This window comes from Pseudomonas sp. AC172 (genome assembly GCF_979258595.1).
Map to the genome: position 1 here is coordinate 6,000,730 of NZ_OZ409868.1, position 23,424 is coordinate 6,024,153.

Below are 23,424 nucleotides of genomic sequence, written 5' to 3' on the forward strand. Positions count from 1 at the left end.
TGCCTTAAGCATTCCGGGAAAGCGCCCAAGCCCTCTGCATGGCATAAGTCTTGCGCGCTTTCGAATACGCTTAGGCTCGCAGGAGGCACGCCGTGTCGATTCATGTCGCATTGCATCACGTCACGCATTACCGCTACGACCGCGCTGTCGAACTCGGCCCGCAGATCGTTCGCCTGCGCCCGGCTGCCCACAGCCGCACGCGGATTCTTTCGTATGCGCTGAAAGTCTCGCCCGAGCAGCATTTCATCAATTGGCAGCAAGACCCGCAGGGCAACTACCTCGCCCGGCTGGTGTTCCCCGAGAAAACCAATGAGCTGCGCATCGAAGTCGATCTGCTCGCCGAGATGGCGGTGTTCAATCCGTTCGACTTTTTCCTCGAACCCTACGCCGAGAAAATCCCCTTCGCCTACGCGGCCGATGAGCGCAAGGAACTGGCGCCGTACCTCGAAACCCTGCCGCTGACGCCGAAATTCAAAGCCTATCTGGACGCTATCGACCGCACGCCATTGCCTGCGGTGGATTTTCTGGTGGCGCTCAACCAGCGTCTGAGTGAAGACATCGGCTATCTGATCCGCATGGAGCCGGGCGTGCAAACCCCGGAACACACCCTCGAACACGCCTCGGGTTCCTGCCGGGATTCGGCGTGGCTGCTGGTGCAACTGCTGCGTAACCTCGGCCTGGCTGCACGATTCGTCTCCGGCTACCTGATTCAACTGACCGCCGATGTGAAAAGCCTCGATGGCCCGTCCGGCACCGAAGTGGATTTCACCGACCTGCACGCCTGGTGCGAGGTGTATTTGCCAGGCGCCGGCTGGATCGGTCTGGATGCGACGTCAGGGCTCTTTGCCGGCGAAGGGCATATCCCGTTGGCCTGCAGTCCCGATCCGTCCTCGGCGGCACCGATCAGTGGCTTGGTCGAGCCGTGCGAATGTGAGTTCAGCCATGAAATGTCGGTGGAGCGGATCTGGGAGGCGCCGCGCGTCACCAAGCCCTACACCGATGAGCAATGGCTGGCGATTCAGGCGCTCGGCCGGCAGATCGATGCCGACCTGCTGGCGGATGACGTGCGCCTGACCATGGGCGGCGAGCCGACTTTCGTTTCCATCGATGACCCGGATGGCGCCGAGTGGAACACCGCTGCGTTAGGCGCGGACAAGCGCCGGCTCTCTGCCGAACTGTTCCAGCGCATGCGCAAACATTACGCGCCGAAAGGTCTGGTGCATTTCGGTCAGGGCAAGTGGTATCCCGGCGAGCAATTGCCGCGCTGGTCGCTCAATTGCTACTGGCGCCCTGACGGTGTGCCGATCTGGCACAACGATGCCTTGATCGCCGACGAGCAACAGGATTACGGTGCTAATGGCGAATTGGCCGGGCGCTTCCTCGCCAGTGTCGCCGAACGCCTGAAACTGCCTACACGTTTTGTGTTTCCGGCCTACGAGGATAATTTCTATTACCTCTGGCGCGAGGGTACATTGCCGAGCAACGTCAGCGCCGAAGATTCGCGCCTGGAGGAGCCGCTTGAGCGCGCACGCCTGCGCAAGGTCTTCAGTCAGGGCCTGAACAAGGTGATCGGCCAGGTGCTGCCGCTGGCGCGCACGGCCAAGGGCGATCAATGGCAGAGCGGGCGCTGGTATCTGCGTGATGAGCACTGCCGACTGGTGCCCGGGGATTCGCCGCTGGGCTATCGCTTGCCGTTGGGTTCTCAGCCCTGGGTGAAAGCGGCCGAGTATCCGTTTATTCATCCACAGGATCCGAATCAGGATTTTCCTGGGCTGCCGGAAACCGCGCAGCTCAACCGTCACGGCGAACCGGCTGCGACTGACGAACACGCGCCGAAAATCGACGAGTCCGCTGACTGGCTGACCCGCACTGCATTCTGCGCCGAGGCTCGCGAGGGCCGCTTGTACCTGTTCATGCCGCCGCTGGAGCGGGTCGAGGATTATCTGGAACTGGTCGCGGCCATCGAGGCCACCGCCGAGGAATTGCATTGCCCGGTGCTGCTGGAAGGCTACGAGCCGCCGGCTGATCAGCGCTTGAGCAATTTCCGCATCACCCCCGATCCGGGCGTGATCGAGGTCAACGTGCAGCCGTCGGCATCATGGGACGAGTTGGTCGAGCGCACCGAGTTTCTCTATGAAGAGGCGCGGCAAACTCGCCTGACCACCGAGAAATTCATGATCGACGGCCGCCACACAGGCACCGGCGGCGGTAACCACTTCGTTCTCGGTGGTGCGACGCCGGCGGACTCACCGTTTCTGCGTCGCCCGGACCTGCTGCGCAGCCTGATCAGTTACTGGCACAACCATCCATCGTTGTCGTATCTGTTTTCCGGACTTTTCATCGGCCCGACGTCTCAGGCCCCGCGCGTTGACGAGGCGCGCAATGACGCGCTGTACGAACTGGAAATCGCTTTCGCGCAGATGCCCGAACCGGGCGAGGAATGCGCGCCATGGCTGGTTGACCGACTACTGCGCAACCTGCTGATCGACGTCACCGGCAATACGCACCGTGCCGAGTTCTGCATCGACAAACTGTACTCGCCGGACGGCGCCACCGGGCGTCTCGGCTTGCTGGAACTGCGTGCCTTTGAAATGCCGCCGCACGCGCGCATGAGCCTCGCTCAACAGCTGTTACTGCGGGCGCTGGTCGCACATTTCTGGCGCGAACCCTATGCGCCGCCGAAACTGGCGCGCTGGGGCACCGAGTTGCACGACCGATTTTTGCTGCCGCACTTTATCGAACAGGACTTCGCCGACGTCATCGTCGAACTGAACAACGCCGGTTATCCGCTGCGGGCAGAATGGTTCGCCGCGCATCTGGAATTTCGTTTTCCCAAGGTCGGCGATTACGCCGTCAACGGTATCGAGCTCGAATTGCGTCAAGCCTTGGAACCGTGGCATGTCCTCGGCGAGGAGGGCGCGGCGGGCGGCACGGTGCGTTACGTGGATTCATCGCTGGAGCGCTTGCAGGTCAAACTCAAAGGGCTGCCGCCGCAGCGTTATCTGCTGACCTGTAATGGCATCGCCGTGCCATTGCATCCGACCGGACGCGTGGGAGAGTTCGTCGCTGGGGTGCGTTATCGCGCGTGGCAACCGGCTAACTGCTTGCAGCCGACCATCCCGGTGCACGCGCCGCTGGTGTTCGATCTGCTCGATACCTGGATGGGGCGGTCGCTGGGCGGTTGTCAGTACCATGTCGCCCATCCGGGCGGGCGCAATTACGAGACATTGCCAGTCAACGCCAACGAAGCGGAAAGCCGGCGTATGGCGCGGTTCTTCCGCGTCGGACACACGCCGGGGAAACTTCCGATACCGAACGTAGAAATCAGTGACGAGCTACCGATGACAATCGATTTGCGACGTTTCTAAGGCCTACACGACACGCGGATTTTTCGTATATCCGCGCGTCATCTGCCTGCGTTAGTCTGACCGTTCCTTGCTGTCTGCCGAGCTTTCCATGCCTGACCTGCTAGACCGCTACCCGCTTACGGCGGGCACTTATCATGAACTGCTCGACGGCAGTGGCGCGGTGCGCCCGCACTGGCGGCGGCTGTTCGATCAGTTGCAGCGCAACACCCCGGCGCAACTGGTGCAGCGGCAGGCATTGCTGGCGCGGCAGATTCAGGAAAATGGTGTCACCTATAACGTCTATGCCGACCCGAAAGGTGCGGACCGGCCGTGGGAGCTGGATTTGCTGCCCCACGTGATTGCCGCCGATGAGTGGCAGCAATTATCGGCAGGCATCGCCCAGCGTGCGCGCCTGCTCAATGCTGTGTTGGCGGACTTGTACGGCCCGCAAAGGCTGATCAGCGAAGGTTTGTTGCCGGCAGAGCTGGTCTTTGGGCACAACAATTTTCTTTGGCCGTGTCAGCATATCGCGCCGCCGGAAGAGATATTTCTGCACCTGTACGCCGTGGATCTGGCACGTACGCCGGACGGGCGTTGGTGGGTGACTGCCGATCGCACACAAGCGCCATCGGGCGCCGGGTATGCGCTGGAAAACCGCACCATCGTGTCCCGTGCCTTTCCCGAGTTGTACCGGGATCTGAAGGTGCAGCATCTGGCAGGCTTTTTCCGCACATTGCAGGAAACCCTCACGCGACAGGCGCCGTGTGACGATGACGCACCGCTGGTGGTACTGCTCACGCCGGGGCGCTTCAACGAAAGTTATTTCGAACATTTGTATCTGGCTCGCCAGCTCGGTTATCCATTGGTGGAGGGCGGCGATCTGACCGTGCGCGATGCCACGGTCTACCTGAAAACCCTCAGCGGTCTGCGCCGGGTGCACGCGATCATGCGCCGGCTCGATGATGATTTCTGCGATCCGCTGGAGCTGCGTACGGATTCGGCGCTCGGTGTTCCCGGTCTGCTCGAAGCGGTGCGTCAGGGCCGCGTGCTGGTGGCCAACGCATTGGGTAGTGGGGTGCTGGAGTCGCCGGGATTGCTTGGGTTTCTGCCTAAGATCAATCATTACCTGTTTGGCGAAGAACTGATCCTGCCGTCGATCGCGACGTGGTGGTGTGGTGAGGCGCCGGTATTGGCGCAAGCCCTGGAAAAACTGCCCGAGCTGCTGATCAAACCGGCGTTCCCCTCGCAAAGCTTCACGCCGGTGTTCGGCCGTGATCTGAGTGAAAAACAGCGTCAGACGCTAGGCGAGCGCATGCAGGCGCGCCCTTATGCCTACGTTGCGCAAGAATTGGCTCAGTTGTCGCAAGCGCCGATCTGGCAGGCCGACAATGGTCAGCTGCAACCGCGGGCGATCGGCATGCGCATGTACGCGGTGGCCGGTAGTGACGGTTATCGCGTGCTTCCCGGTGGTCTGACCCGGGTGGCCGCCGAGGCCGATGCCGAAGTGGTATCAATGCAGCGCGGCGGCGCCAGCAAGGACACTTGGGTGCTCGGTGATCGCCCACCCAGTGGCGAGCAATGGAAGAGTCAGCGAAACGTCGGTGTGCACGATCTGGTGCGCCGCGACCCTTATCTCCCGTCGCGAGTCGTTGAGAACCTGTTCTGGTTCGGCCGTTACTGTGAGCGCTGTGACGACAGTGCGCGACTGCTGCGGATCATGCTCGCACGGTATGTCGATGGTGATGACCCGCAAGCGTTGCAGGCGGCGGTCGACCTCGGTGAGCGGCTGACGTTGCTGCCGGACGAAGGTGAACTACCTGAGCGTCTGTTGGCAGCGCTGCTGGGTGAGGACTGGTCATTCAGTCTGCGTTCCAACCTGCAGCGTTTGCAGTGGGCGGCCTCGCAGGTGCGTGGCAAGCTCTCGCGCGAGAACTGGCAGGCGTTGGTGGAGTTGCAGCGCGAAGCGATGGACCTGGATACCGACGAACCCGACTTCGGCGAGCTGCTGGATTTCCTCAACCGGCTGGTGATGTCGCTGGCGGCGCTGTCCGGATTTGCCCTCGACGACATGACTCGCGACGAAGGCTGGCGCTTTCTGATGATTGGCCGGCGCATCGAGCGACTGCAGTTTCTCAGCAGCAGCCTGGCGGCATTCCTGCGTGGTGCCGGCGCATTCGATCAGGCAGGCCTGGAGTGGCTGCTGGAGCTGGGCAACAGTAGCATCACCTACCGCTCACGTTATCTGGCAGTGGCGCAATTGATTCCGGTGCTCGACCTGTTGCTGCTGGACGAGCAGAACCCGCACGCGGTGTTGTTCCAGTTGAAGCTGGTGACCCGTACGTTAAAGCGTTTGAATGATGACTTCGGTGTCCCACGGGAAGCGGGGTTGCCGCAGCTGGTCGAGCGTCTTGCGCATTTTGATCTGGGTTGCCTGGAGAATCCATTGTTCGGGGAGGCCAGCGTACGAGCGGCGCTCAATGGTCTGGCGGATCTGCTGCAGGATATTGCCGACGCCAGTGGTCAGGTCTCGGATCGTCTGGCTCTGCGCCATTTCGCCCATGTCGATGACGTCAGCCAACGCACGGTGTCTGTCTGATGAATGCTCGATACCAGATCTTCCACGACACCTGTTACCACTACGACAGCCCGGTTTCCCTCGCGCAGCAACTGGCGCACCTGTGGCCGCGTGAATGCGGCTGGCAGCGCTGCACCGAGCAGCAATTGCTGATTAGCCCGGACCCGACAGCGCGGCGCGATGAGCTGGATGTGTTTGGTAATCCGTTGACCCGATTGGCCTTTGAGCGGCCGCATGACGAATTGCAGGTCAATGCACAACTCACCGTTGAAGTGCTGGCGCGACCTGTGCTGGATTTCAATCAGTCGCCCGCCTGGGAGCAGACCCGCGATGCGCTGACCTATAGCAGTCAGCCGTTATCCGCGGATGTGCTTGAGGCTTGTCGTTATCGTTTTCAGTCACCGTATGTGCATTTGAAAAGTAGCTTCGTCGAGTTTTCGCAAAGCTGTTTCCCGCTGGGGCGGCCATTGCTGTTCGGTGTACAGGCGTTGATGCAGAAGATTTTCAGCGAATTCACTTTCGATGCCGAGGCGACCCAGGTGGCGACACCGCTGGTGGAGGTGCTGGAGCGGCGACGCGGGGTTTGTCAGGACTTCGCCCATTTAATGCTGGCGTGCGTGCGTTCGCGAGGATTGGCGGCGCGCTATGTCAGTGGATATTTGCTGACGCAGCCGCCGCCGGGGCAGCCACGCTTGATCGGCGCCGACGCGTCGCATGCGTGGGTGTCAGTATTTTGTCCGGTGCTGGGCTGGGTGGATTTTGATCCGACCAACAATGTGCAACCGGCGCTGGAGCACATTACATTGGCGTGGGGGCGGGATTTTTCCGATGTGTCACCGTTGCGCGGAGTGATTCTTGGCGGCGGCAATCACGATCCGGAAGTGCGCGTTACCGTGATGCCGCTGGATTAGCGACGATCAAAAAAAATGTGGGAGCGAGCCTGCTCGCGAAGGCGTCAGTCAGTCAACTTGTTTGTGACTGATACACCGCTTTCGCGAGCAGGCTCGCTCCCACATGGGATTGGGTGTACCTGGAATGGAAGGCTGTGAGGGCCGGCAGTGAAACCGCCAGCCCCGTCACAAATCCGCAGGGTCTGATTCGATCATCAAACCCGGTGGGGCTCAGGCATCGGGCGCCTGATCTTTCGGTGCTTCGGTTGCATCAACATCATCTTCCGGTGCCACTTCACCCTCAGGGTTCAGTGCTGCTTCTTCAGCGGTTTGTTTCTTGCGCTGAAGCTTTTCCTCTTTCTTCTGTTCCTTTGCCAGGTCTCGTTGACGTTTGGCGAAGGAGTAATTGGGTTTGGCCATGGGCGTTCCTCTTGGTCGAAGGTGAGGTTGAGCGGCGCGTATTCTGCCCTGTATCGGTGCCCGGTGGTTAGCCGGGTTTTTGGTCGACCCACTTTGGCGTGACGGTCGGCTTCCAGTTGTCCAGGGCATCGAGCAGCGTTTGCGGCGACTCGCTCACTTGCAGCATGTCACGGTGTGGCGCTCGAACGAAGCCTTCGCCGACGATATGGTCAAGAAAAGCGGTGAGTTTGCTGTAGAAACCATTCACTTCCAGCAGGCCCAAAGGTTTGCCGTGGTAGCCGAGCTGGCCCCAGGTCCAGACTTCGAACAGCTCTTCCAGCGTGCCGAGGCCGCCGGGCAGGGCGATGAAGGCGTCGCTCAGTTCAGCCATTCGCGCCTTGCGCGCGTGCATGCCATCGACCACTTCCAGGCGCGTCAGGCTCTTGTGGCCGATTTCCTTGTCCATCAGGCTTTGCGGGATGATGCCGATCACTTCGCCGCCAGCGGCCAGCGCGGCGTCGGCAACAATGCCCATCAAGCCCACAGCACCACCGCCGTAGACCAGGGTCAACTTGCGTTCAGCCAAGGCCCGGCCAAGGGCGACGGCAGCATCGGTATAGGCCGGGATGGTGCCGGCGTTGGCACCACAAAATACACACACGGATTTTAGAGACATGCCTTCCTCCTGGGTCAATCCGTCACAGGGTAATGGCTGGCACGCCTTGATCCAAGGCCTAAACTTCGCGTTCAGGCGATTCAAAGGTACCGCTGGCGCCACAGGCGTAAGCGGCAAGCAAACTGCATAACAAACCGTTAAAGAACATGATCGGCACTCCGTCTCAGTAGATGCGCCGATCATAGGGCCGGCCGGGAAATCTGGCCGTTAGATTGTGTCGATGAGTGTCATAGCCTGAAAGTTGTATACAATTTTTGACTCAAGTCATAGGAACTTGCGAAGATTTCAGGCAGTCTTTCCATCATTCGTGTTTTTGTTAACCCTGCCTTGGAGATTCACCATGTTTTCCAAAGTTGTTGCGGTATCCCTGCTGGCGCTGGCCAGCAGCCAATTGATGGCTGCCGAGTGCAAAACCACCGTTGACTCCACCGATCAGATGTCCTTCAACACCAAGGAAATCGTGATCGACAAGAGCTGCAAGACCTTCACCGTCGAACTGACCCACTCCGGCAGCCTGCCGAAGAACGTCATGGGCCATAACCTGGTGATCAGCAAAGAAGCTGACATGCAGCCGATCGCTACCGCTGGCCTGGCCGCCGGTATCGACAAGAACTACCTGCCGGAAGGTGACGCGCGCATCATCGCTCACACCAAGATCATCGGCGCCAAGGAAACCGATTCGCTGACCTTTGACGTGGCCAAGATTGCTGATGGTGGCTACGGCTTCTTCTGCTCGTTCCCGGGTCACATCTCGATGATGAAAGGCACGATTACTGTTAAGTAAGCCGATCAACCGCGTCATCGTTCTTCGCGAGCAGGCTCGCTCCCACAGGTTCGCGCCGTCAATGTGGGAGCGAGCCTGCTCGCGAAGGGGTCATCCGCATCAATGAATGCAATGGCCAAAGAAAAGCCCGCTGAGGATCACTCCTCAGCGGGCTTTTTCATGCCATCAGCACTTACGGCGCAAACGGCATCACACGCTTGTGATGCGTCTTGTTGTAAGTCGCAACGATGATGTCGAACGCTTCCTGACGCACCGGCTCACCTTGCAGGAACGCGTCAATCTCGGCGTACGTCACGCCATGGGACGCTTCGTCGGGTTTGCCCGGCGACAGATCCTCAAGGTCCGCCGTCGGCACTTTCTCGACCAACGACTCCGGCGCGCCAAAGCTGCGTGCAATCGCCCGCACCTGATTCTTCACCAGACCGCTGAGCGGTGCCAGATCACAAGCGCCGTCACCAAACTTGGTGAAGAACCCCATCACCGCTTCCGCCGCATGATCAGTGCCGATCACCAGCCCGTGCGCCGCGCCGGCGATGGTGTACTGGGCGACCATGCGCATCCGCGCTTTGGTATTGCCCAGCACGAAGTCCACCGACACCGCGTGCTTGCCTTCAAACGCCGCCACTTCACTGGCCAGCGATTTCACCGCTGGGCCGATGTTGACCGTGTGGCGCTCATCCGGAGCGATGAAATCCACCGAGGCCTGGGCATCGTGTTCATCGAACTGTGTTTCGTACGGCAGGCGCACGGCGATGAATTTGTAGCTGTTGTCGCCGGTCTGGTCGCGCAGCTCACGCATCGCGCGCTGGGCCAACAGGCCGGCGGTCAGCGAATCGACGCCGCCACTGATGCCCAGCACCAGTGTCTTGAGCCCCGAATTGACCAGGCAATCCTGAATAAAGGTAATACGCCGGGCGACTTCGGCCTGCAGGGCCTTGTAGTCGGAGAACGGCGGTTGCACCTTGAGCTGCTCAGCAATCTCACGCTGTACGGCTTGCATGAATTCACTCCTTGCTAGATAGACTGGAATCGGCAGGAACCTGGAACACGTGTCGCAAATAGGCAACAAAATTGGGGTCTTTGCAGTGCGACTTGCCTGGCTCGTCGGAGATCTTCGCCACCGGTTGGCCGTTGCAGGCAGTCATTTTAAGCACGATGCTCATCGGTTCGACACCCGGAATGTCACAGGTGAGGTTGGTGCCGATGCCGAAGCTGACGTTGATCCGACCGTGCAGCGCGCGGAAGATCTCCAGCGACCTGGGCAGGGTCAGGCTGTCGGAGAACACCAGGGTCTTGCTCATCGGGTCGATGCCAAGCCTGTGATAGTGCGCGATGCATTTTTCGCCCCACACCACAGGGTCGCCAGAGTCGTGGCGCAGACCGTCGAACAGCTTGGCGAAGAACAGATCGAAATCGCCGAGGAAGGCATCGGTGGTGATGCAATCGGTGAGCGCGATGCCCAGCAGACCACGGTACTCGCGGACCCAGCAATCGAGTGCGGCGATCTGGCTGTCGATCAGCCGTGGACCGAGCTGCTGATGGGCCATGATCCATTCGTGGGCCATGGTGCCCAGCGGTTTCATGTCCAGTTCGCGCGACAGATGCACATTGCTGGTGCCGACGAAACGGCCAGGGAAGTCGTGCTTGAGCACATTCACCACTTCAGCCTGCACGCCGAACGAAAACCGCCGACGGGTGCCGAAATCGGCGACCTGCAGCTGCGATAACTCGTCGGCCGAGGCATTGGCGGTCAGCCAGTCGAATTTGCGATAGAGCTGCTCGCGCGCCTGTTCCAGCACGGTTTCGCGGTAGCGATAGCGGTTACGCACTTCGCTGACGATCGCCAGCAATGGCACTTCATAGAGAATCACATGCAGCCACGGCCCGCGCAGACGGATGAACAGCTCGCCGTTCTCGATGCCGGTGTGCACGTAGCGCAGGTTGAAGCGGAACAGGCCGAGAAAGCGCAGGAAATCCGGTTTGAGGAAGCTGATGCGCTCGAGAAAACTCAGTTGATCGGCGCTCAGGCTCAGCTCGGCCAGCCGCTCGATCTGAAAACGGATCTCGGCCAGATACGGGCGCAGATCCTCGCTGTTACGGCAACGAAACTCCCATTCGACTTCGACGTTGGGGTAGTTGTGCAGCACCGCCTGCATCATCGTCAGTTTGTAGAAGTCGGTGTCGAGCAGGTTCTGCACGATGCGATCGGCAAACACACTCTCGCTCATAACGGGGTCTCCAGGTGCGCCGCGCCTGTGCGCGGTCTCAAACAATGGCGCTAGTGGCGCATATCAGGGACGAAGATTGCCAGCAATTTTTTAGATCACCGCAGATCCCTTGTGGGAGCGAGCCTGCTCGCGAAGGCGTCATTTCAGTCGAAATGGGTATTGAATGTGTCGGCCCCTTCGCGAGCAAGCTCGCTCCCACAGGGGGAGTCAAGGCAGCTCATGCTGGGCTGTCGATCTGCTCCAGCATCCACTTTACAAAGTCGCGCACCTTTGGCACTTCCGCTGCGTGTTCCGGGTACGCCAGGTAATAGGCGTCGGAACTGGGCATTGCATGCTGCCAGGGAATGACCAGTTTGCCGTCAGCCAATTCCTCTTCCACCAGAAACCGTGGCAATAACGCCACACCGCAACCAACCTGCGCGGCACGAATGCACATATAAAAGGTTTCGAAACGCGGCCCGTGGTAGCTGTGTTCGGTCTGGTAGCCCTGACTGTCGAACCAGTCGTGCCACGCTTGTGGGCGCGAGGCGTTTTGCAGCAGCACCAGATCGGTGAGTTGCGTCGGGTCAGTAAACGGTGTGTCCGGCAGGCTGCCCGGTGCACAAACAGGAACAAGCTCTTCGCCGAACAGCTTCAGACATTCAGTCCCTGGCCGTGAACCCTGACCGAAGTAGAACGCCAGATCACTGCGTCCTTGCAGCAGATCATCGGCTTCCTGCTCGTTGCACAAATCCAGATGAATCGACGGATGGCGCAGACGCCAGCCTTTCAAACGCGGCACCAGCCAGCGCGCGCCGAAGGTCGATGGCGTAGACACGCGCAGGACTTCTGTTTCGCCGCCGTAGGAGCGCAGGTAATGCGTCGACATTTCCACTTGGGTGAGGATTTTTCGTACTTCAACCAAGTACAAATCCCCGGCCGGGGTCATTTGCAAACGCCGACGCACGCGGAGGAACAACAAGTGCTGTAACAACTCTTCCAGCTGCGCGACCTGCTTGCTGACCGCACTCTGGGTCAGGTTCAGTTCTTCGGCGGCGCGGGTGAAACTCAGGTGACGGGTCACGGCCTCGAAACACTGCAATGCGGTGATCGAGGGCAAGTGGCGTTTGTTCAGCATGGCCGATCCTTTTCTTGTCTTTCTATGCCCAGCATGAATAAACGGAATGATATCTCGCGTAAAGGTCGTTTGTTGCCTCGCCATTGTGACGCTACAACTAAAGGCCTGCCCGGTCGCGAAAAAGCGCCCGCACACATTCAGTTTTTTGCTTGAGGAGTGACCCATGGTTGCCGCATTGCTTGATCGCCTAGGTGTGAACCCGGCCCTTTATCAGAACGGCAAAGTGCCGGTGCATTCGCCGATCGACGGCAGCCGCATCGCCGCCGTGAACTGGGAAGGCCCGGCCGAAGTCGAGCAGAACATCAGTCGCGCAGATCATGCGTTCGAGCAATGGCGCAAGGTGCCGGCCCCGCGTCGCGGCGAGCTGGTGCGTCAATTCGGTGAAGTGCTGCGCGAATACAAGGCTGATCTCGGTGAACTGGTTTCCTGGGAAGCGGGCAAGATCACTCAGGAAGGTCTGGGTGAAGTCCAGGAGATGATCGACATCTGCGACTTCGCCGTCGGTCTGTCTCGCCAACTGTACGGTTTGACCATCGCCTCCGAGCGTCCGGGCCACCACATGCGCGAAACCTGGCATCCGCTGGGCGTGGTCGGGGTGATCAGCGCGTTCAACTTCCCGGTCGCGGTGTGGGCTTGGAACACCACGCTGGCGCTGGTCTGCGGCAACCCGGTGGTGTGGAAGCCTTCGGAGAAAACCCCGCTGACCGCGCTGGCCTGCCAAGCGCTGTTTGATCGTGTGGTGAAGAATTTTACTGATGCGCCGGCGAACCTTTGCCAAGTGATCATTGGTGGTCGAGATGCCGGCGAAGCACTGGTCGATGACCCGCGGGTTGCGCTGATCAGTGCCACCGGCAGCACGCGCATGGGCCGTGAAGTGGCACCGAAAGTCGCCGCGCGTTTTGCCCGCAGCATTCTCGAACTGGGCGGCAACAACGCGATGATCCTCGGCCCAAGCGCTGATCTCGACATGGCGGTGCGCGCGATTCTGTTCAGTGCCGTCGGCACCGCCGGGCAGCGTTGCACTACCCTGCGTCGACTGATTGCCCATGAGTCGGTGAAGGAAGAAATCGTCACGCGTCTCAAGGCTGCTTACTCGAAAGTGCGCATCGGCAACCCGCTGGAAGGCAATCTGGTCGGCCCGCTGATCGACAAACACAGCTTCGAAAACATGCAGGACGCGCTGGAGCAGGCGTTGAGCGAGGGCGGTCGAGTGTTTGGCGGCAAGCGCCAACTGGAAGATCAATTCCCTAACGCCTATTACGTGTCGCCGGCCATCGTTGAAATGCCGGAGCAGAGTGACGTGGTCTGCAGCGAAACCTTCGCACCGATTCTGTACGTGGTCGGCTACAGCGATTTCCAGGAAGCACTGCGCCTGAACAATGCCGTGCCGCAAGGCTTGTCGTCGTGCATTTTTACCACTGACGTGCGCGAGGCTGAGCAGTTCATGTCGGCAGTGGGCAGCGACTGTGGCATCGCCAACGTCAACATCGGCCCGAGCGGTGCCGAGATTGGTGGTGCGTTTGGCGGCGAGAAGGAAACTGGAGGTGGACGTGAGTCTGGTTCGGATGCGTGGCGCGGCTACATGCGTCGCCAGACCAATACCGTGAACTACTCGCTGGAGTTGCCGCTGGCGCAGGGCATTACGTTCGACTGAGTACTCCCGTCAAATGGAGATCCCCTGTGGGAGCGAGCCTGCTCGCGAATACGGTGGGTCAGTCGACATAGATGTTGGCTGATATACCGCTTTCGCGAGCAGGCTCGCTCCCACAGGGTATGCAGTGTTTGTTAGGTTTCTGTTGGAGTCTGGCAATGCCGTTACGCGAAGAATGTCTGTGGGAAAAACTCACGCCGCAACGCCCGGATAACACCGCGCTCAGGGGCGAAGTCAAAGTCGATGTCTGCGTGATCGGCGCCGGGTTCACCGGGTTGTCTGCAGCGCTGCATCTGTTGGAAAAAGGCAAAAGCGTCTGCGTGCTGGAAGCTCATCGCGCCGGTCATGGCGGTTCCGGACGCAACGTCGGGCTGGTCAACGCCGGCATGTGGATTCCACCGGACGAGATCGAAGCCGGGTTTGGCGAAGCGGTCGGCAGTCAACTCAACCGCATGCTCGGGGCCGCGCCGGCACTGGTGTTCAGCCTTGTGGACAAGTACGACATCGATTGCCAGTTACGCCGTGAAGGCACGTTGCACATGGCGCACAACGCCAAGGGCGAGGCGGATCTGCGCAGTCGGGAGCAACAATGGAAACGCCGTGGTGCGCCGGTCGAACTGCTGACCGGCAAGGCATGCGAACAAGCCACCGGCACGCAAAAGATCGCTGCGGCTTTGCTCGATCGCCGCGCCGGTACGCTCAATCCGATGGCGTATGTCACCGGGCTGGCCAATGCGGTAAGCGGTCTCGGCGGGCAACTGTTCGATCATTCTCCGGTCACTCGGCTTGAGCGTCAGGGCTCAAACTGGTCAGTGCAGACTGAGCACGGTTCAGTATTGGCCGAACAAGTGGTCATCGCCTCCAACGCCTACACCGAAGGCGACTGGACCGAACTCAAGCGCAACTTCTTCCCCGGTTATTACTATCAGGTCGCTTCGGTGCCGCTAAGCGAAGACGCCGCCCAGGAAATCCTTCCGGGCGGGCAGGGCTCGTGGGACACCCGCCAAGTCCTGAGCAGCATTCGCCGCGACAAAGAAGGGCGGTTATTGCTGGGTAGTCTGGGCAATGGCAATCAGAAACCGACGTGGTTTCTCAAGGCTTGGGCCGACCGCGTGCAGCAGCATTACTTCCCCAATCTGAAACCGGTCGAGTGGGAATGCACCTGGACCGGGCGCATCGCATTCACGCCTGATCACCTCATGCGCCTGTTCGAGCCGGCACCGGGTCTGGTGGCCGTCACCGGTTACAACGGCCGTGGCGTCACTACTGGCACCGTGGTCGGCAAAGCCTTTGCCGACTACCTGTGTAACGGCAATCCGCAAGCGCTGCCGATTCCCTTCGCACCGATGCAGCCCCTGGCCGGCGTGGGCTTGCGCAGTTGCCTGTACGAAGCCGGGTTCTCGCTGTATCACGCGGGCCAGTGCCTGCGCATTGTAATTTGAGTGTTGAAATATGTTGCCGGAAGCGGCGCTTTTCGATGTAGCGACTAGCCTGTAATGGTGCGGGTTGTAGCAGTCCCGCACCAGCAGTGTGCAGTTCGGTGACGCGGGCTGTTACAGGCTGGTTGCACGTCGTTTGGCGCCGCGGTTGCAATGATGGCGCGTGCGGGTTGCGCCTGAAAAAATAAATGGTTTCACCTTCCGCGGTTTAGACGGTTGCACGCCCAATGAAAATGGGAACGAAACAGTCGAAATAACAAGAAAGCAGCGACTTTTTGAAGAATAAAAAACCGATGGCACGGCCCTTGCTCAGAGCATTCAGTGAAGTGAAGTCGCAGTGCCAACTAAAAAAAACCTTGGAGCACCACCTCATGTCCCAGACGTTTTACAAGAAAGGCTTTCTGGCCCTCGCAGTGGCTACTGCGTTGGGTGTTTCTGCGTTTGCTCAAGCTGATGTGAAAATCGGTGTAGCGGGTCCAATGACTGGCGCCAACGCGGCATTTGGCGAGCAGTACATGAAGGGTGCACAGGCAGCGGCGGACGCGGTCAACGCGGCAGGCGGCGTCAACGGGGAAAAAATCGTACTGGTCAAGGGCGATGATGCCTGCGAACCGAAGCAGGCCGTGACGGTCGCCAAGGACCTGGTCAATCAGAAAGTCGCTGGCGTGGTCGGTCACTTCTGCTCTTCTTCGACCATTCCAGCCTCGGAAATCTACGACGAAGCCGGTGTGATCGCGATCACTCCAGGCTCCACCAACCCGCAAGTGACCGAGCGCGGCCTCAGCGCCATGTTCCGTATGTGCGGGCGTGACGACCAGCAAGGTATCGTCGCCGGCGACTACATCGTCGACGTGCTCAAAGGCAAAAAGGTTGCCGTGCTGCACGACAAGGACACCTACGGCCAAGGCCTGGCGGATGCCACCAAGGCACAGCTTGAGAAGCGTGGCGTGAAGCCAGTGCTGTACGAAGGCCTGACCCGTGGCGAGAAAGACTTCAGCGCCGTGGTCACCAAGATCCGCGCGGCTGGCGCCGATGTCGTCTACTTCGGCGGTCTGCACCCGGAGGCCGGTCCACTGGTCAAACAACTGCGCACCGAAGGCCTGAAAGACGTGAAGTTCATGTCTGACGACGGCATCGTCACCGACGAACTCGTGACCACCGCTGGTGGCCCGCAATACGTCGACGGTGTGCTGATGACCTTCGGCGCCGACCCGCGTCTGCTGCCGGAAAGTAAAACCGTCGTCGATGCCTTCCGCAAGGCCGGTACCGAACCAGAAGGCTACACCCTGTATGCCTACGCCTCGGTTCAGACCCTGGCAGCCGCCTTCAATGGCGCCAAGTCCAACAGTGGCGAGAAAGCCGCCGAGTGGCTGAAAGCCAACCCGGTGAAAACCGTCATGGGCGAGAAAGCCTGGGACAAGAAGGGCGACCTGAAAGTCTCCGACTACGTGGTGTACCAGTGGGACGCGACTGGCAAATATCACCAGCTGGAAAAACAGAAGTAAGGGCTGACGCGATCAGCTGATCCCCACCAATCCAATGTGGGAGCGAGCCTGCTCGCGAAGACGGAATGACTGCCAACACATGTGTTGAATGATCGACCGCTTTCGCTAGCAGGCTCGCTCCCACAAGGATCAGTGGGTATCGGGCTGATCGTGGCTGACATTGCTCCGACGTAAATCTGTATTTTTCCTAGAAGAGCCGCACATCCCAGGTGTGCAGGTTCTCACTGCGTGAGATTGCGTTATGGATGGTATTTTCCTGCAGCAACTGGTCAACGGCCTGACCCTCGGGTCGGTCTATGGCCTGATCGCCATCGGCTACACAATGGTCTACGGCATCATCGGCATGATCAACTTCGCCCACGGCGAGGTTTACATGATTTCTGCTTACCTGGCGGCAATCAGTCTGGCTCTGCTGGCGTACTTCGGTATTGAATCCTTCCCGCTGCTGATGCTCGGCACTCTGATCTTCACCATCGTCGTTACGGCGGTGTATGGCTGGGTCATTGAACGAGTCGCTTACAAACCCCTGCGCAACTCCACCCGACTGGCACCGCTGATCAGCGCCATCGGTATCTCCCTGATTCTGCAAAACTATGCCCAGATCAGCCAGGGCGCCCGCCAACAGGGTGTTCCGACGCTGCTTACCGGCGCCTGGCGCGTCGACATCGGTACCGGTTTCGTTCAGCTCACTTACACCAAGATCTTCATCCTGGTGGCCGCGTTCGTCGGCATGGGGCTGCTGACCTACGTGATCAAGTACACCAAGCTCGGCCGCATGTGCCGCGCCACTCAGCAAGATCGCAAGATGGCCTCGATTCTGGGGATCAACACCGACCGCGTTATCTCCTACGTGTTCATCATCGGCGCAGCCATGGCGGCGTTGGCCGGCGTGCTGATTACCATGAACTACGGCACGTTCGACTTCTACGCCGGCTTCGTCATCGGCATCAAGGCGTTCACTGCGGCGGTACTCGGCGGGATCGGTTCGCTGCCGGGCGCGATGCTGGGCGGGATCATTCTCGGTATCTCCGAGTCGCTGTTCTCCGGTCTGGTCAACTCCGACTACAAAGACGTGTTCAGCTTCTCGCTGCTCGTACTTGTTCTGGTCTTCCGGCCGCAGGGCCTGTTGGGCCGTCCTCTTGTGTCGAAGGTGTAAGCGATGTCTTCAACCACTCAAAAAAGCATTGATATCAAAAAAAGCCTGGTTGAGGCGATTCTGGCCGGCCTGATTGCCCTGATTGTTTTCGGGCCGATTGTCGGCGTCGTACTCGAGGGTTACAGCTTCAATCTTGAACCGACTCGCGTGGCCTGGATCATCGGCATTGTCATGATCGGCCGCTTTGCCCTCAGCCTGTTCCTGCAAACGCCCAAGGGCCTGAAGATTCTCGATGGATTCGAGAGCACCGGCTCCGGCGTGCATGTGCTGCCAGCCGATCACAAAACGCGCCTGCGCTGGATCATCCCCTTGCTGATTGTGCTGGCGATCATCGTGCCGTTTGTCTCCAACTCCTATCTGCTCGGCGTGGTCATCCTCGGGTTGATCTATGTGCTGCTGGGGCTGGGATTGAACATCGTGGTCGGCCTGGCCGGTCTGCTCGACCTCGGTTACGTGGCGTTCTACGCCATCGGCGCCTACGGTCTGGCGCTCGGTTATCAGTACCTCGGCCTGGGATTCTGGACGGTGCTGCCGCTGGCGGCGATCACGGCAGGTCTGGCCGGTTGCATCCTTGGCTTCCCGGTGCTGCGTCTGCACGGCGACTATCTGGCAATCGTGACCCTGGGCTTTGGTGAAATCATTCGCCTGATCCTCAACAACTGGCTGTCGCTGACCGGCGGCCCGAACGGCATGCCGGCGCCGCTGCCGACGTTCTTCGGTCTGGAGTTCGGCAAACGGGCGAAGGATGGCGGGGTGCCGTTCCACGAGTTCTTCGGCATCGCCTACAACCCGGACGTGAAGTACTACTTCATCTACGCGGTGCTGTTCCTCGTGGTGTTGGCGGTGCTGTACGTCAAGCATCGACTGGTGAAAATGCCGGTGGGCCGCGCCTGGGAAGCTCTGCGTGAAGATGAAATCGCCTGCCGCTCGATGGGCCTCAACCACGTGCTGGTCAAGCTCTCGGCGTTCACCATCGGTGCGTCGACAGCTGGTCTGGCCGGGGTGTTTTTCGCCACCTACCAAGGCTTCGTCAACCCGACCTCGTTCACCTTCTTCGAGTCGGCGCTGATCCTCGCCATCGTCGTGCTTGGCGGCATGGGCTCGACCATCGGTGTGGTGATCGCTGCATTCGTGCTGACTGTCGCTCCTGAACTGCTGCGCGGCTTCGCCGAATATCGCGTGCTGCTGTTCGGCATCCTGATGGTGTTGATGATGATCTGGCGACCACGCGGGCTGATTCGCATCAGCCGTACCGGGGTCACTCCACGCAAAGGTGCCATTCACTATGAGAGGACTGCGCCATGAGTGAAGTCGTACTCTCTGTTGAAAAACTGATGATGCATTTCGGTGGCATCAAGGCCTTGAGCGATGTCAGCCTGAAGGTCAAACGCAACTCGATCTTCGCCCTGATCGGCCCCAACGGCGCCGGCAAGACCACGGTGTTCAACTGCCTGACCGGGTTCTACAAGGCCTCCGGCGGCAAGATCGAACTCAACGTGCGTGGGCAGCAGACCAACGTCATCCAGTTGCTCGGCGAGTCGTTCAAACCGACCGACTTCGTCTCGCCAAAATCCTTCCTCAGCCGTCTGTATTACAAGATGTTCGGCGGCACGCATCTGGTGAACCGTGCAGGCCTGGCGCGGACCTTCCAGAACATTCGCCTGTTCAAGGAAATGTCGGTGCTGGAAAACCTGCTGGTGGCCCAGCACATGTGGGTCAACCGCAACATGCTCGCCGGCATCCTCAACACCAAGGGCTACCGCAAGGCCGAAAGCGACGCGCTGGACTGCGCCTTCTACTGGCTGGAAGTGGTCGATCTGGTCGACTGCGCCAACCGTCTCGCCGGTGAACTCTCGTACGGCCAACAGCGCCGTCTGGAGATTGCCCGGGCCATGTGCACACGGCCGCAGATCATCTGCCTCGACGAACCGGCCGCCGGCCTCAACCCTCAGGAAACCGAAGCGCTGAGCGCGATGATCCGGCTGCTGCGTGACGAGCACGATCTGACCGTGGTGCTGATCGAACACGACATGGGCATGGTTATGAGCATTTCCGACCACATCGTGGTGCTGGACCACGGCATCGTCATCGCCGAGGGCGGGCCTGAAGCGATCCGTAACGATCCGAAAGTGATTGCCGCCTATCTGGGCGCCGACGAAGAGGAACTGGTATGACGCAACCAATCCTCGAACTCAAAGACCTCGACGTGTTCTACGGACCGATCCAGGCGCTCAAAGGTGTTTCGCTGCAGATCAACGAAGGTGAAACGGTCAGCCTGATCGGCTCCAACGGCGCGGGCAAATCGACGTTGCTGATGTCGATCTTCGGCCAGCCACGGGCGGCGGGCGGGCAGATTCTCTATCAAGGTGTCGACATTACCCACAAATCCTCGCACTACATCGCCTCCAACGGCATTGCGCAGTCGCCGGAAGGACGGCGGGTATTCCCCGACATGACCGTCGAGGAAAACCTGCTGATGGGCACCATCCCGATTGGCGACAAGTACGCCAAAGAGGACATGCAGCGCATGTTCACGCTGTTTCCACGGCTGGAAGAGCGGCGCACCCAGCGGGCGATGACCATGTCCGGCGGTGAGCAGCAAATGCTCGCCATTGCCCGAGCACTGATGAGTCGGCCGAAGTTGTTGCTGCTCGATGAGCCGAGCCTCGGGTTGGCGCCGATTGTGGTGAAGCAGATCTTTGCGACCCTGCGGGAATTGGCGAAAACCGGGATGACGATTTTCCTGGTCGAGCAAAACGCCAACCATGCGCTGAAGCTGTCGGACAGGGCGTATGTGATGGTTAACGGCGAGATTCGCCTGACTGGCACGGGTAAAGAGCTATTGGTGAATGAGGAAGTGCGTAACGCCTATCTGGGCGGGCACTGATTTTTCCAGCGCTATACACAGCCCCGGCGACGCGAGTCCCGGGGCTTTTTATATCTCAAACCCACCTCAACCCCCTGTGGGAGCTGGCTTGCCAGCGATAGCGGTTCATCATTCAACAATGATGCCGGGAGTGACGTCCTCATCGCTGGCAAGCCAGCTCCCACAGGTTAAGCGGTGACCTTCAGTGGAATTGTGGAAAACAAATTCCCCAAGCTGCCAAAGCGCGACATATAGACGCTGCAAATGGCTGTTTTTCCACAGTTTTGACTTGTCCCCGTTTGCTGTGGAGCCGGCTGTGAATAACGTGGGTGTATCTGGCTGTAGGCCTTGTAAAACGTGGCTTTCAGGGGTGTGGTTGTTTTTTGATCAGGGTTTTTTACAAGGCTTGACGTCGTCGTTGTCAACCTTTTTATAGGGGCGTGGGGAGCAGCGATTACAGGTGAGCAAGCCTGTGGATAAGTCTGTGATTAAACTCTGGAAAGACTCCGCTAAGCGGCGTAATTACTGGCCCCGCGCAATCACCGCAGTGACCCGTCGGTCGTGCAAAATGCCATCTCCCGCACATCCTCCGCTTCAGGGTCAAGCAAAAAACTTTCTATTTCGCCCGCAAAGCCTTGTGTGGCGCGGCTTTGCGCGTTTGCACTTGCCCCCGGAAACTGTGGAAGGGACTGTGGATAACATGCGTGCACATGGCTACAGGCCACGGTGGCTATGGTGTTGGTACGCTTGGTTGTTTTTTGTACAGTTTGTGGGTGTTGCCCGTGAAAGCGCGGGCGGGCATGCTGCCTGCTGATTTTCTATTCCAAGGGCTGCCCCCGGCGGCCGAAGCAAGGAGAACACGATGTCCAACACCCTGTTTATCACCGGCGCGACGTCCGGATTTGGTGAAGCCTGTGCCCGCCGTTTTGCCGAGGCTGGCTGGAAACTGGTGCTGACCGGTCGTCGTGAAGAACGCCTCAATGCGCTGTGCGCCGAACTGTCGAAGCAGACCGAAGTGCATGGCCTGGTGCTCGATGTGCGTGACCGCAAGGCGATGGAGGAGGCGATTGCCAATCTGCCGCCGTCGTTCGCAAAGCTTCGCGGGCTGATCAACAACGCAGGTTTAGCGCTGGGCGTGGACCCGGCGCCGAAGTGCGATCTGGACGATTGGGATACCATGGTCGACACCAACGTCAAAGGCCTGATGTACGCAACCCGCCTGCTGCTGCCGCGCCTGATCGCCCATGGTCGTGGCGCCGGCATCGTCAACCTCGGCTCCATCGCCGGCAACTATCCGTACCCGGGCAGCCACGTGTATGGCGCGACCAAAGCGTTCGTTAAACAGTTCTCGCTGAACCTGCGTTGCGATTTGCAAGGCACCGGCGTGCGGGTCAGCAACATCGAGCCGGGGCTGTGTGAGAGCGAGTTCTCGCTGGTGCGTTTTGCTGGTGATCAGGAGCGTTACAACGCCACATACGCCGGTGCCGAGCCGATCCAGCCGCAGGACATTGCCGAGACGATTTTCTGGGTGATGAATGCACCGGCGCATATCAACATCAACAGCCTGGAATTGATGCCGGTGAGCCAGACTTGGGCGGGTTTCGCCATCGAGCGCAACAAGGCCTGACACCGCGTCACGGCCAATCGCTGGCAAGCCAGCTCCCACAAGTACCGAGTCGCTCACAAGATTCGTGTGCACCGATAACCCTGTGGGAGCTGGCTTGCCAGCGATGAGGCCATAACAGGCAAAAAATGGCGATAAGGTAAACTCCCCTCGCAACAACCCAACCGCACCCCCGCGGTTTTCAAGGTTTTTCGAGGAGTCAAAGTGAGTAACCGAGGTGAGCAGGCACTGCTCAAACAATCGACCATTCTGATGTTCGCCGTGGCGATTGCCGGGATCGTCACCGGTTTTGTTTCAGGTTCGCAATCCATCCTGTTCGATGGTTTTTTCTCGCTGATCGCAACGTTCATCAAAGTTCTGATGCTGATCACCGCCAAGCTGATCGCCAAGGAAAGCAATCACCGGTTCCAGTTCGGTTTCTGGCATCTGGAGCCAATGGTGCTGCTGATCGAAGGCAGCTTCCTGATGTTGATCGCGATCTACGCGTTCCTCAACGGCGTGTTCGGCATCATTAACGGTGGTCGCGACATCGAGTTGGGGCTGGTGATCGTTTATGCCGCGGTGTTTACCGTGGTCGAATTCGCCTACTTCTTCTACGTACGGCAGCGCAATCGCAAGCTCAAATCGAGCCTGATCCAGTTCGACAACATCAGTTGGCTGGTGGATGCGATGCTGTCTGTGGGCCTGTTGATCAGTTTCCTTGCGGCGCTGCTGCTCAAGTCTCAGGGTTATGGCCAGTGGGCGGTGTATGTCGACCCGCTGATCCTGATCGTGCTGGCGCTGACCATGTTGCCACCGGCGTTCAAGATCCTTGGCCCGGCGCTGCGTGATGTCTTGGGGATCGCCCCGGATACGCTGGATGATCAGGTCCGCCAGGTAATGGACACGGCGAAAACCGAACACGGTTTCGACGATTACGTGTCGTACGTGCAGAAGCACGGTCGGGCGCGGTTTATCGAGATTCATGTGGTGTTGCCAGCGGATTATGCGTTGAGCAATGTCGGACAACTGGATGCGTTACGCGAAGAGATTTCGGCGAAGCTGGGCACGCCGGATGCGGCGCGCTGGTTGACCATCAGCTTCACTGGCGACAAGAAGTGGATCGCCTAGAGACCGCGTAACGGCCATTCGCGAGCAGGCTCGCTCCCACATTGGAATTGCGCCGAA

At 59.5% G+C, this 23,424-nt stretch carries 18 protein-coding genes; 13 read left to right on the top strand and 5 right to left on the bottom strand.

What is annotated here, in order from left to right:
- The first annotated feature begins 92 nt into the window (after window positions 1-92).
- The 3 genes from ACZ0A4_RS27005 to ACZ0A4_RS27015 all read left to right on the top strand — a co-directional run bounded on the left by ACZ0A4_RS27005 (window position 93) and on the right by ACZ0A4_RS27015 (window position 6,833).
- Window positions 93-3,368 carry a transglutaminase family protein gene (locus tag ACZ0A4_RS27005; protein WP_463576984.1) on the top strand — a complete coding sequence of 1,092 codons (3,276 nt, stop codon included), beginning with the start codon at window positions 93-95 and terminating at the stop codon, window positions 3,366-3,368.
- 88 nt (window positions 3,369-3,456) lie between these two features.
- The gene (locus tag ACZ0A4_RS27010; protein ID WP_463576986.1) at window positions 3,457-5,943 is read left to right on the top strand and encodes a circularly permuted type 2 ATP-grasp protein; all 2,487 of its coding nucleotides are present in this window, start codon (window positions 3,457-3,459) and stop codon (window positions 5,941-5,943) included.
- The gene (locus tag ACZ0A4_RS27015; protein ID WP_463576987.1) at window positions 5,943-6,833 is read left to right on the top strand and encodes a transglutaminase family protein; all 891 of its coding nucleotides are present in this window, start codon (window positions 5,943-5,945) and stop codon (window positions 6,831-6,833) included. The genes ACZ0A4_RS27010 and ACZ0A4_RS27015 overlap by 1 nt, the downstream gene beginning before the upstream one ends.
- 210 nt (window positions 6,834-7,043) lie before the next feature.
- Here ACZ0A4_RS27015 and ACZ0A4_RS27020 read toward each other — a convergent pair whose 3' ends face one another.
- Window positions 7,044-7,232, bottom strand: a complete 189-nt coding sequence (locus ACZ0A4_RS27020; protein WP_034151625.1) for a hypothetical protein — start codon at window positions 7,230-7,232, stop codon at window positions 7,044-7,046.
- A gap of 67 nt (window positions 7,233-7,299) precedes the next feature.
- A complete protein-coding gene (locus ACZ0A4_RS27025) occupies window positions 7,300-7,887 on the bottom strand; it encodes a TIGR00730 family Rossman fold protein (protein ID WP_122606583.1) in 588 nt (195 codons plus the stop codon).
- A gap of 340 nt (window positions 7,888-8,227) precedes the next feature.
- On the opposite strand from ACZ0A4_RS27025, the gene azu reads away from it, so the two are divergent.
- Window positions 8,228-8,671 (top strand): azurin, encoded by a 444-nt coding sequence (gene azu / locus ACZ0A4_RS27030; protein ID WP_008078296.1) that lies wholly within the window; start codon window positions 8,228-8,230, stop codon window positions 8,669-8,671.
- Between the two features lie 172 nt (window positions 8,672-8,843).
- Here azu and nadE read toward each other — a convergent pair whose 3' ends face one another.
- From nadE to ACZ0A4_RS27045, 3 genes are all read right to left on the bottom strand, one after another.
- The gene (gene nadE, locus ACZ0A4_RS27035) at window positions 8,844-9,671 is read right to left on the bottom strand and encodes an ammonia-dependent NAD(+) synthetase (RefSeq protein WP_463576990.1); all 828 of its coding nucleotides are present in this window, start codon (window positions 9,669-9,671) and stop codon (window positions 8,844-8,846) included.
- Between the two features lie 4 nt (window positions 9,672-9,675).
- Window positions 9,676-10,899 (bottom strand): nicotinate phosphoribosyltransferase, encoded by a 1,224-nt coding sequence (gene pncB / locus ACZ0A4_RS27040; RefSeq protein WP_463576991.1) that lies wholly within the window; start codon window positions 10,897-10,899, stop codon window positions 9,676-9,678.
- A gap of 217 nt (window positions 10,900-11,116) precedes the next feature.
- Window positions 11,117-12,016, bottom strand: a complete 900-nt coding sequence (locus tag ACZ0A4_RS27045) for a LysR family transcriptional regulator (RefSeq protein WP_463576993.1) — start codon at window positions 12,014-12,016, stop codon at window positions 11,117-11,119.
- A gap of 163 nt (window positions 12,017-12,179) precedes the next feature.
- On the opposite strand from ACZ0A4_RS27045, the gene amaB reads away from it, so the two are divergent.
- The 9 genes from amaB to ACZ0A4_RS27090 all read left to right on the top strand — a co-directional run bounded on the left by amaB (window position 12,180) and on the right by ACZ0A4_RS27090 (window position 23,367).
- The gene (amaB, locus tag ACZ0A4_RS27050) at window positions 12,180-13,670 is read left to right on the top strand and encodes an L-piperidine-6-carboxylate dehydrogenase (protein WP_463576994.1); all 1,491 of its coding nucleotides are present in this window, start codon (window positions 12,180-12,182) and stop codon (window positions 13,668-13,670) included.
- Between the two features lie 155 nt (window positions 13,671-13,825).
- Entirely contained in the window at window positions 13,826-15,109 is a 1,284-nt protein-coding gene (gene amaA, locus ACZ0A4_RS27055; protein WP_463576995.1) for an L-pipecolate oxidase, read from the top strand.
- Window positions 15,110-15,477: 368 nt separating this feature from the next.
- On the top strand, window positions 15,478-16,611 hold the full coding sequence (locus ACZ0A4_RS27060) for an ABC transporter substrate-binding protein (RefSeq protein ID WP_064117213.1): 1,134 nt from the start codon (window positions 15,478-15,480) through the stop codon (window positions 16,609-16,611).
- Window positions 16,612-16,852: 241 nt separating this feature from the next.
- On the top strand, window positions 16,853-17,767 hold the full coding sequence (locus ACZ0A4_RS27065; RefSeq protein WP_008078282.1) for an ABC transporter permease subunit: 915 nt from the start codon (window positions 16,853-16,855) through the stop codon (window positions 17,765-17,767).
- Window positions 17,768-17,770: 3 nt separating this feature from the next.
- Complete coding sequence (gene livM / locus ACZ0A4_RS27070) at window positions 17,771-19,072, top strand: high-affinity branched-chain amino acid ABC transporter permease LivM (RefSeq protein ID WP_463576996.1); 1,302 nt, start codon at window positions 17,771-17,773, stop codon at window positions 19,070-19,072.
- Window positions 19,069-19,941, top strand: coding sequence for an ABC transporter ATP-binding protein (locus tag ACZ0A4_RS27075; protein WP_007967487.1), 873 nt, complete (start codon window positions 19,069-19,071; stop codon window positions 19,939-19,941). The genes livM and ACZ0A4_RS27075 overlap by 4 nt, the downstream gene beginning before the upstream one ends.
- Window positions 19,938-20,654, top strand: a complete 717-nt coding sequence (locus ACZ0A4_RS27080; RefSeq protein ID WP_077570681.1) for an ABC transporter ATP-binding protein — start codon at window positions 19,938-19,940, stop codon at window positions 20,652-20,654. The genes ACZ0A4_RS27075 and ACZ0A4_RS27080 overlap by 4 nt, the downstream gene beginning before the upstream one ends.
- Before the next feature lie 841 nt (window positions 20,655-21,495).
- Complete coding sequence (locus ACZ0A4_RS27085; protein WP_007915905.1) at window positions 21,496-22,260, top strand: SDR family oxidoreductase; 765 nt, start codon at window positions 21,496-21,498, stop codon at window positions 22,258-22,260.
- A gap of 201 nt (window positions 22,261-22,461) precedes the next feature.
- A complete protein-coding gene (locus ACZ0A4_RS27090) occupies window positions 22,462-23,367 on the top strand; it encodes a cation diffusion facilitator family transporter (RefSeq protein WP_463576998.1) in 906 nt (301 codons plus the stop codon).
- The last annotated feature ends 57 nt before the right edge of the window (window positions 23,368-23,424 follow it).